The following is an 8,873-nucleotide window of genomic DNA, read 5'->3' on the forward strand; positions in this document are numbered from 1 at the left end:
TTAGGCCTCCTTGCCAGTCGCGCCGACGCCATCCGCGCTTGCAGCCGCCAGGTCCACGCCCTCGGCAACCGTCGCCACGGCGTCGCCCGGCCAGGCAACCTTGGTCAGGTCGGCCGCGGCGAGCGACTCGGCGCTCACGGCATCCTCGCCCTGCTCCAACACGCGGCGGCGCAGCGCGGCGGAAAGCGCGTGTGCCCACAGACCCTCAGCCTCAGCTAGACGCTGCGTGGCAGGAGCATCGGAGAGCAGGCCCCCGGGTGTATAGCAAATGACACTCGAGCGCTTGACGAACTCTTCGACCGAAAGCGGGTTGGAGAACATGGCCGTGCCGCCGGTCGGCAGCGTGTGGTTGGGGCCAGCAACATAATCGCCGAGCGGCTCGGAGCTCCAAGCGCCCACAAAGATGGCGCCGGCGTTGCGAATGCCGCCGAGCAGGCCCATCGCGTCCTTGCAGTGCAGCTCAAGGTGCTCGGGCGCCACGGTGTTCACTGCCTCGACGGCGGCAGCCATGTCGGCGGCCACCACGATGGTGCCTTCGTTGTCGAGCGAAGCACGCGTGATTTCGGCGCGTGGCGACTGCGCTACCAGAATGTCGATACCAGCCTCGACCTCGCGCGCAAACTGCTCGTCGCAGGTCACCAGATAGCAGGCTGCCAGCGGATCGTGCTCGGCCTGGGCCATCAGGTCGGCCGCGACCACCATGGGCTTGGCCGTGGCATCGGCCAGTACGCAGACCTCGGAGGGGCCAGCGACCATGTCGATTCCCACGTCGCCCGAGACAATCTGCTTGGCCGCGGCGACAAAGGCGTTGCCCGGGCCGGTGATCTTGTCGACGCGCGGAATGGTCTCGGTGCCGTACGCCAGCGCGGCCACGGCCTGAGCGCCGCCCACCATATAAATCTCGTCCACGCCACCGAGCTTTGCCGCGGCAAGCGTGTACGGGCTGATCAGGCCATCCTTTTGAGGCGGGGTCACCATGACCACGCGCTTGACGCCGGCGACCTTGGCGGGAATGGCGTTCATGAGCACGGTGGAGGGATACTGCGCGCGACCACCCGGCACGTAGATGCCGGCAGCGGCGAGCGGGGTCACCTTAACGCCGAGCATCGTGCCGTCCGCACGCGTGGTAAACCAGCTCTGCTCGACCTCGCGCTGGTGGAATTCGCGAATCTGGCGCGCGGCCTTCTCCAACGCGGCGACAAAGGCAGGATCAAGGCCCTCGAGCGCGGCATCAATCTGCTCCTGCGGCAGACGGAAGTTCTGCAGCTCAACACCGTCAAAACGCTGGCAGTAATCGCGCACCGCGGCATCGCCGTTGGCGCGCACGTTGGCCACGATCTCGCGGGCGGCATCGACGATGTTTTGCGGTAGCACGCCCTTGCGGTTGAGTTGGTTGGTAACGAGGCGCTCACCGGGAGCAAGTTTGATGGTCTTCATATCGGTATCCCCTATCGGTTGAGGTTGCGTTTGAAAAACGAGATGCCGGGCAGCGGCGCCAATCGGTCCGCAGCCGGATATGGGGGCGCCCGTGCGCGCTCGCGCTATTGTGCCGAGCCCGCGACGGGCTCAAAATGCTTGTCCTTAACAGCAGCTGCCAAGCGATCGGCCAAGTTGCGCACGCGCGGATCCAGGCGCGCGGCACCCGGATTGACGAAGAAGCGGGCCGTGCAGTCCATAATGCGGCCGGTGATGACCAAGTCGTTGTCGCGCAGCGTGGCGCCCGTCGCGGTAATATCCACGATGCGATCGGTCATGCCGACGATGGGGCCCAGCTCGATGTTACCGTGCAGGGAGACGATATCGGCGTTCACGCCGCGCTCGGCATACCAGGCACTCGCGATGCGCGGGTACTTGGTGGCCACGCGAAGCGACCCGCGGCGGGCATAGTTGCGCTCGGCCTGGCCGGCGCGCCATGCGGGCTCCGCCTCGATAAACGTGCACAGGCCGTAGCCCAGATCGACCAGCTGCAGCAGGTTGAGGTCGGCCTCGATAAGCGAGTCCCAGCCGCAGATGCCGCAGTCGGCGCCGCCGCAGCCCACAAAGGCGGGCGCGTCGCTGGGGCGCACAATGACAAACTCGATATCTCCGATCGCGCCCTCACCGGCACGCGTGTCGCGACCGCGCACGATCAGGTGACGACCGGGGTCACGCAGCTCAGAGACATCCAGGCCCGCGGCCTCGAGCACGTCGAGCGTGTCGGCCTTGAGCGAGCCCTTGGGCACGGCGATGCGCAGCGGGCCCTCGGCGCCACGGCCCACAGCGTGATCGCCGTCGGAGGCGGCGTCCTCGGCCGAGGTGCGCGCGGCCTCCAGACGCTCGAGCGAAAAGGCGAAGCCCGCCGCCGGCACCTCGATACCATCGCCAAATGCGCCGGTAAAGATGGAGTCGTAGCGTCCGCCCGAACCCACCGGATCGGGCAGGCCACCGGCATAGGCCTTAAAGACCAGGCCCGTGTAGTAATCGAAAGAGTTCATGATGGAGAAGTCGAACGACAGCACCCGGGCGTCCTCGGGCGCCAGGCCCTCGACCAGGGCACGTAGCTCGCGCGTGAGCGGCGCGACAATGCCCGCCGCCGCCAGAAGCGCATCGACGCGGTCGAGTACCTCGGCGCCGCCGTGCAAGCGCGGCAGCTCGCCAATGGCGGCCTTGACGGCATCGGACTCGGCGCTTGCCGCCACGCGGGCATCGAGGCCCACAAAGTCGTTGGCGTGCACGCAGCGCAGGGCCTCGGCGGCCAGCTCACGATCCTCGCATACCGCGAGCAGTTCCTTAAACGGACGCACGCTGCCTGCGATAATGCGCGCATCGGGCAGTGCGAGCTTGCGCACGGCCTCGGCCACGAGCGAGACAATCTCGACATCGCCCGCGGTATCGCCCGCACCGATAAGCTCAAAGCCCAGCTGTGTAAACTGGCGCGAGCCGCCGGCGTTGCGCTGACACTCGCGAACCACCGGCGCCTCGTAGCGAAGGCGCAGCGGCAGATCGGCCGCGCGCATGCGGGTCGAGACCAGGCGCACGATCGGCAGCGTGTTGTCGGGACGGACCACCAGCAGGCGACCGTCATCATCAAAGAGCTTAAACGGCGTGTCCGCAATGCGGCCGCCTTCCTCGAGCGAGCCCTTGTCCTCGAGCAGCGGCGTCTCGACCGGAAGGTAATGATGCTCCCTGAAGCAACCTTTCACCGTCAGCGCAATCTCCTCGCGCGCCTGAGCCTCCTCGGGCAATATGTCCCGGAATCCCCACGGTGTGGCCGTCATCTGGTGAGCCTCCTCATGCTGTGTTTCATATAGAACAGAAGACCGGCATAGCTCCGCCGGTCTTCTGGGTACTTTAGCATACTAGAGTGCTTGCGGGGAAAATCCGTCACAGCCGCTCACACCGTATTCATTTGGAAACATAGGGCAGATTGCCGCAGCCCAACCCCACCTAGGCGCCAATCGCACGACGATACTCTGCCATTACCTGCGCATCGGCAGCTGCGGGGTCGGCAAAATAGCGCCCGTCATAGGTCTCAGCCGAAACAACTCCGCGATAGCCATGCGCCACCAGCCTATCCAGGTCGGCGCGCATATCGCGGTCGCCGTCACCCCAGGCAAGATGCGTCGTGCCATCTGCCGCAACATCGACAAAATGCACGTGGGCGACATCATCGCCAAGCAGATCGAAATAATCGTCGATGGTATCCCCCGCCACCGCCATGGCGCCCATATCCAGACACGCCTTAAGTGCCGGATGATCAACTGCCTCGATCATGCGCTTCGTGTCGGCCGCCGAGTTCACGATCATCGACTCAACCGGCTGTAGGGCCTCGAGCACCAGTCGCACGCCGCGCTCTCCCGCATGCTCGGCAATCGCACGCAGCATTGAGGCGCTGCGACCCCACGCGTCCTCGATCGGCTCGTTCAAAAATGCCCAGCCGCTCGAAACCATGACCTGCTCGGCTCCAAGTTCCGCCGCGATATCCACAACGTTCTTAAAGTACGCGAGCGTGCGGGCACGCGCCTCATTCCCGCGCGCCGCGATATTCCACGGCTTGGGGTTGTTCTGTTCGGGGCAAAGCCCCACAATCCGAACTCCATACCGCTGCGACAGCTCCCGCACCTGCTCGAGCGAATCGTATCCATGGCAATCGACATACAGATGCATTGCCCCGGTCCAAAGCTCGCAACACGTGTAGCCCGAGGCCGCTGCCGAGGAAAAGAATTCCTCAAGGTCAAAATAACGATGGCTGATATTCATGACGGCAAGCTGCGGGTAGCTCATAATTACTCTCCAACCCAAACGAGGCCCCGTTCCATGTAGGAGCGGGGCCAAATTGCACAAACGTTATTTGCTCTTAGTAGTCGAACTGGTGATAGTAGCGACGATACTTGAGGTTGTGCTTGGTGACCGTCTCGTAGTAGCGAGCCAGGCGGTCGGTCACGAGCACCGTCAGAATCCACGGGGAGACGATGACGCGGAACTCGTCGTCAAGGCCGGGGATGGCGAACTCGGCGGTGTCGATGATGTTGATGTCGGTGTCGCCGGTCACGCCGCGGGTCAGGAAGGCGCGGACGCGCTCGTCGAGCTTGCGGTTCTCGTCCTCGCCCATGAACAGGAAGACCGGGACGCCCGGCTCCACGAGCTCGAGGGTGCCGTGGAAGAAGTCGGCCGAGGTGATGTAGCGGGTGCGCTTCCACTGCATCTCCTCGAGGATGCACATCGAGAACAGGATGGTCTCGCCCCACAGGGCGCCGGAGCCGATGAACATGGTGTAGGGGGCCAGGGCGTACTTCTTGGCGAGCTCCTCGGCGCGCGGCTCGAAGCGCTTGCGGATGTCGAGCATGTCCTTCCAGATGTCCTTGGTCTGCTCGATGAACAGGTCGAACTTGGGGAAGCAGCCGCGGCGGTTGAGCAAGCGCAGGCCGAAGCAGTCGGCGAGGTAGTAGCCCTTCTCGCAGCCGCCCGAACCATGGTCAGAAGCCATGGCGACGCAGTTCTCGGCACCCACGGCCTGGCCTATGAGACCCTCGGGCTTGGTCATGGCGTAGACGCGCACGCCCATGTCCTTCATCTTCTTGACGGCCTCGAGGACCTCGGGGGTGGTGCCGGACTCGGAGGCGGTGAGAACGACGGACTTCTCGGTCATGCGCTTGTGGCCGGAGACGTTCCACTCGGCGGCGTGGATCAGGTAGACCTCGAGGTCGCGGTCGCCGAACTTGTTCATGAGGTACTCGAGCTGCATGAGCTCGTCCCAGGTGCCGCCGACGCCCATCAGGAACACGGCGTCGTAGCCCTCGTCGGCGACCTTGTCGGCGAGCGCGGTCATCTTCTTGCCGGTCTCGTAGAGCGCCTTGCCGTCCTCGAGGTAGCCCTCCTGGTCGAAATGCATGATCTCGATCTTCTCGGTTTCCTTCATTTGTCTCTCCTTTCTGGGGTTGTCTTCACATCCCCCATGCCAACGGGCATCAAAGCCCGCTTACATTCCGTAACACTCGGCCGCTTTGGCCTTAAGCGCATTGACTGACTCTTCGTAGCCCTCTGCCTTGACCTCCATTTGCTTGGAGACGGCATCGAGATACGGGTGCACGTCCCATGACTTCAGACGCTCGGCAATCATGGCCGCAATCGTCTGGAAGAACACAAGATTGGGAATTGCGCTGAGCAGCGGAGCCACCTGAGGCACCGTGACCTCGTGAGCCCTACCCCTGGGATGGGCCGTGAGCAGCACCGTTTTTGTCGTAACGTTCGATAGCGCATCGGCGATATTCGCAAGACGCTCCGACCCCTGCGGGTCGTCGACGATAAACACCAGGTAGCCTGGGGTTATCTGCATCTCGGGACCGTGGACGAACTCCTCGCCCTCGTGATGCATGGCAGGAATCTTGATGGTCTCGCTCAGCTTGAGAGCCGCCTCTTCGGCAACGCCATAGTTGGGGCCATTGCCGACGACCATGGCGGGCATGTGCTCAGAAAGCTCGAGCATGTGGTCTTGGACATATGCCTCGGCGGTCTTGCACATCACGGCATTAGCCTGGATAGCCTCGCGCAGGTCGTCAAGACGTTGGGCAACGCCCTCGGTATCAATCGTTCCGCGCGCTTGGCCACCGTAGATGCCAAAGAGCACCAGGTACTCAACGAGAACCTCAACGCCCAGCGTCACAAAGTCCACCGACTCGACGCCCACGCCGTAGTCAAGAACGATATCGGCATGCTCCTTGATGGGTGCCTCGACGTTTGCCGTGAGCGCAACTGCAGTCATATCGTGCGCGCGCATGTAATCGAGCGCCGCAATCGTATTGGTCGAATAGCCACTCTGCGAGACGGCGATGTTGAGCGCATGCTGCGGATAGGTGTGTTCAAAATCGACGAAGGCCTCGGGCGTCACAACGGACACCTGCATCCGCAGCGCATCTTGCAGGTAATCGCGGGCGCAATCGGCGGCATGGCGCGACGAACCCGAAGCAACGATGCGCAGCGCGTTAAAAGAACCGGACTGGAAAATTACAACGAGCTGTGCTACCAGCTCAGACGAACGCTCGAGGTTCTCTCCCATACGCACATGGGCAAGCTGAACGTAATCGAGCATCTTCATCGTCTCACCTCGTAACAAATCATTAGTATTTGATACCAATCACGGTTACAGGTTACGGCTTTTTGATACCTCTTTGTCGATTAATTTATCCCCTTCGGCGAACGGTCGATTTTGAGCCATGTAAGGTTGTATATACGGCTGACTCACTAGTCAAAATCGGTCAGCTTTCCCAGCCGTTATGCAAAAAACACCAGCTAGTACGTATAGGTATAGCCGCCCGCGTCGCCACGGTTAAAGGACTTAACGTACTCGATGGCCTGTCCGCTCGCATCGTAGCTCACACATTCCAAAAGCAAGGCAAGATCGCCCTGCTCTAGCCCAAGCAGGCCGGCATCTCGCGCGCCCAGCGCTTCGATATCGAGCTTTTCCTGTGCCATGACCGGCTTTCGGCCCAACATCTCATAGGTCTCGTACAAACTGAAGACCGACACGTCAATATCTTCGATTGCGGGAAACAGCAGGCACGGGATGAACGCCATCTCAATCGATACGGGATCGCCGTTGACGCAGTTCAAACGCCGAATCGAATACAGCAAATCGTCCTCGGCAATGCCAAACAGGTTGGCATAATATGGGCCCGCATAACGCTTGGAACGCGCGAGGATGCGGACGGACGGCTCGCCGCCCGAAGCACGAACCGACTCGCGAAAGCCTCCTGTTCGCTCGTAGGCAACGGGCACTTTCTGAGCCACAAACGCGCCCTTTCCGCGGACGCGTCGAATCTGCCCGCGCCGAACCAACTCATCGACAGCGCTTCGGATGGTCAAGCGCGTCGTGCCAAATTCCTCGGCGAGGTCTTTTTCGGACGGAATCATGGAACCCGTGGGATATATACCGCGCTCGATGCGCTCTTCAATGCGACGTCGTATGCGCATATAAACCGGGGTGGCATCTACTGTTTCAGCCATTGTTCACCTGCCGCGCTCTTCTTGCCGTTCTTTTCGCCGTTATCGGCGAAGCGATACTTTGTGGGCAGAATTACCGATTTGCAATGTTCCACAAAACGCATGTCCTTATCGAACTCAATCGAGCTCTGATAGAAAACAGGCGTCCCCTCGTCCTGCTGAAGCAGTTCGGCCTCTTCGGCATTCAGGCGCGAAATCGAAACATGTTCACACCCATGCTCCACGCGCACGCCGCCTTCTTGAAGCAAAACATCGTACAGGCTTTCTTGCGTATAGTCGTGATTGGGAAGCGACGGGCACAGGGACAGGTTGACGTGAGCCGTCTCGATTGACGCCGGCTCGCCCTCGATAAGTCGAACGCGTTGCATGCGGAGTAAAGGAGCGCCTACAGACACCCCAAGCTTGTCGGCAAGCGCTTCATCCGCCTCGATGGTCCCGGTGGAAACCAGACGAGAAGAGGGATGCAGGCCGGCAGTCCGCACAGCATCGGAAAAGTTATACGTTTCCTGGAAGATGTTCAGCGGCTTAGGAGGACACAAATACGTACCCGATCCGCGACGGCTCTCGAGCGTTCCGCACGAGATGAGCCGCATGATACCGGCGCGCAACGCCGTACGCGAAACGCCGATCTCTTCGCACAGCACGCGCTCGGCCGGCAGGCGATCACCGCCGGCAAGCTGATGGTGCTGGATATACCAAAGAATTCCCTCAACAGCACGATCTTTGGGGGGAATTGCATAAGATTCGCCTGCCATTGCACAGACTCCTCATTCAGAAACGTATGTCGCCATAATTAGGCCAGCCCTCCCATGGCATCAAATTCGGCCTTAATCTTCTCGGCGACATTCCGATACGACTTATATAGGCTTGAATCGCGTTTGACTTCGTCGGTCATAACGGGAATCTCTAATTTGGAAACTTCGTCTTTTCCCGTCTGAACCGCCACAATAACACCCATACCAAGACACATATTACGCTTTGCCGCATTTATTTTCGCCGCCTTGGCAGGATTTGCCAGAATACGCTGGGCAAATTCCTGTTTCGAGGCCACTTCTTCGGCCTCCGGATTGCCGGCTTCTGCCACCTCGCACTGCAGCACATCCGCGTAGTCAAAAATCTTTGGCTGCGCTCCACGCTGATGAACGGCCCACTTGCGGCGCGTGGCATCCTGGTAAATGGCCGGCAAAAACGTGAACCGCGGCGGGTCCAAAATCGTATCCGTGATGGTAAACACATCGGGATCAAAGGCATCCTGCGGGTTCTTCTTCTTGAACAGCCCCATATCAGCCTCCCGTACTAGCATTAAACAACTCAAGCCAAATATAGCACCAATTTCAAGCCACCACTTTACCGTATCGGTGCGTGGCGTCTATGGCTCGCTCAGCGGAAGAACA

Annotated in this window: 8 protein-coding genes; all 8 read right to left on the reverse strand. The window is 61.0% G+C overall.

Going from position 1 to position 8,873, the window contains the following annotated elements:
• The 8 genes from hisD to ACEG18_RS09385 all read right to left on the reverse strand — a co-directional run bounded on the left by hisD (position 1) and on the right by ACEG18_RS09385 (position 8,761).
• Positions 1 to 1,437, reverse strand: a complete 1,437-nt coding sequence (gene hisD / locus ACEG18_RS09350; RefSeq protein WP_372542501.1) for a histidinol dehydrogenase — start codon at positions 1,435 to 1,437, stop codon at positions 1 to 3.
• Between the two features lie 104 nt (positions 1,438 to 1,541).
• The gene (gene hisG / locus ACEG18_RS09355) at positions 1,542 to 3,257 is read right to left on the reverse strand and encodes an ATP phosphoribosyltransferase (RefSeq protein WP_372542503.1); all 1,716 of its coding nucleotides are present in this window, start codon (positions 3,255 to 3,257) and stop codon (positions 1,542 to 1,544) included.
• Between the two features lie 169 nt (positions 3,258 to 3,426).
• Complete coding sequence (locus ACEG18_RS09360; protein ID WP_372542505.1) at positions 3,427 to 4,263, reverse strand: sugar phosphate isomerase/epimerase family protein; 837 nt, start codon at positions 4,261 to 4,263, stop codon at positions 3,427 to 3,429.
• A 73-nt stretch (positions 4,264 to 4,336) separates the two neighbouring features.
• Positions 4,337 to 5,398, reverse strand: coding sequence for an SIS domain-containing protein (locus ACEG18_RS09365; protein ID WP_372542507.1), 1,062 nt, complete (start codon positions 5,396 to 5,398; stop codon positions 4,337 to 4,339).
• Positions 5,399 to 5,458: 60 nt separating this feature from the next.
• Positions 5,459 to 6,574 carry an SIS domain-containing protein gene (locus tag ACEG18_RS09370; protein ID WP_372542509.1) on the reverse strand — a complete coding sequence of 372 codons (1,116 nt, stop codon included), beginning with the start codon at positions 6,572 to 6,574 and terminating at the stop codon, positions 5,459 to 5,461.
• A 194-nt stretch (positions 6,575 to 6,768) separates the two neighbouring features.
• Positions 6,769 to 7,482, reverse strand: coding sequence for a GntR family transcriptional regulator (locus ACEG18_RS09375; RefSeq protein ID WP_372542511.1), 714 nt, complete (start codon positions 7,480 to 7,482; stop codon positions 6,769 to 6,771).
• Complete coding sequence (locus ACEG18_RS09380) at positions 7,467 to 8,234, reverse strand: GntR family transcriptional regulator (RefSeq protein WP_152077352.1); 768 nt, start codon at positions 8,232 to 8,234, stop codon at positions 7,467 to 7,469. Before ACEG18_RS09380 ends, ACEG18_RS09375 begins: the two co-directional genes overlap by 16 nt.
• A 38-nt stretch (positions 8,235 to 8,272) precedes the next feature.
• Positions 8,273 to 8,761, reverse strand: a complete 489-nt coding sequence (locus ACEG18_RS09385; protein WP_372542513.1) for a hypothetical protein — start codon at positions 8,759 to 8,761, stop codon at positions 8,273 to 8,275.
• Positions 8,762 to 8,873: the final 112 nt, after the last annotated feature.

Source organism: Collinsella aerofaciens (assembly GCF_041537385.1).
Classification (GTDB): domain Bacteria; phylum Actinomycetota; class Coriobacteriia; order Coriobacteriales; family Coriobacteriaceae; genus Collinsella; species Collinsella aerofaciens_BV.

Excerpts from the sequence above, each read along its gene's own strand:
- ACEG18_RS09385 (WP_372542513.1), bottom strand. The coding sequence starts at position 8,761 with ATGGGGCTGTTCAAGAAGAAGAACCCGCAGGATGCCTTTGATCCCGAT.
- hisD (WP_372542501.1), bottom strand. The coding sequence starts at position 1,437 with ATGAAGACCATCAAACTTGCTCCCGGTGAGCGCCTCGTTACCAACCAA.
- ACEG18_RS09380 (WP_152077352.1), bottom strand. The coding sequence starts at position 8,234 with ATGGCAGGCGAATCTTATGCAATTCCCCCCAAAGATCGTGCTGTTGAG.
- ACEG18_RS09360 (WP_372542505.1), bottom strand. The coding sequence starts at position 4,263 with ATGAGCTACCCGCAGCTTGCCGTCATGAATATCAGCCATCGTTATTTT.
- ACEG18_RS09370 (WP_372542509.1), bottom strand. The coding sequence starts at position 6,574 with ATGAAGATGCTCGATTACGTTCAGCTTGCCCATGTGCGTATGGGAGAG.
- hisG (WP_372542503.1), bottom strand. The coding sequence starts at position 3,257 with ATGACGGCCACACCGTGGGGATTCCGGGACATATTGCCCGAGGAGGCT.
- ACEG18_RS09375 (WP_372542511.1), bottom strand. The coding sequence starts at position 7,482 with ATGGCTGAAACAGTAGATGCCACCCCGGTTTATATGCGCATACGACGT.
- ACEG18_RS09365 (WP_372542507.1), bottom strand. The coding sequence starts at position 5,398 with ATGAAGGAAACCGAGAAGATCGAGATCATGCATTTCGACCAGGAGGGC.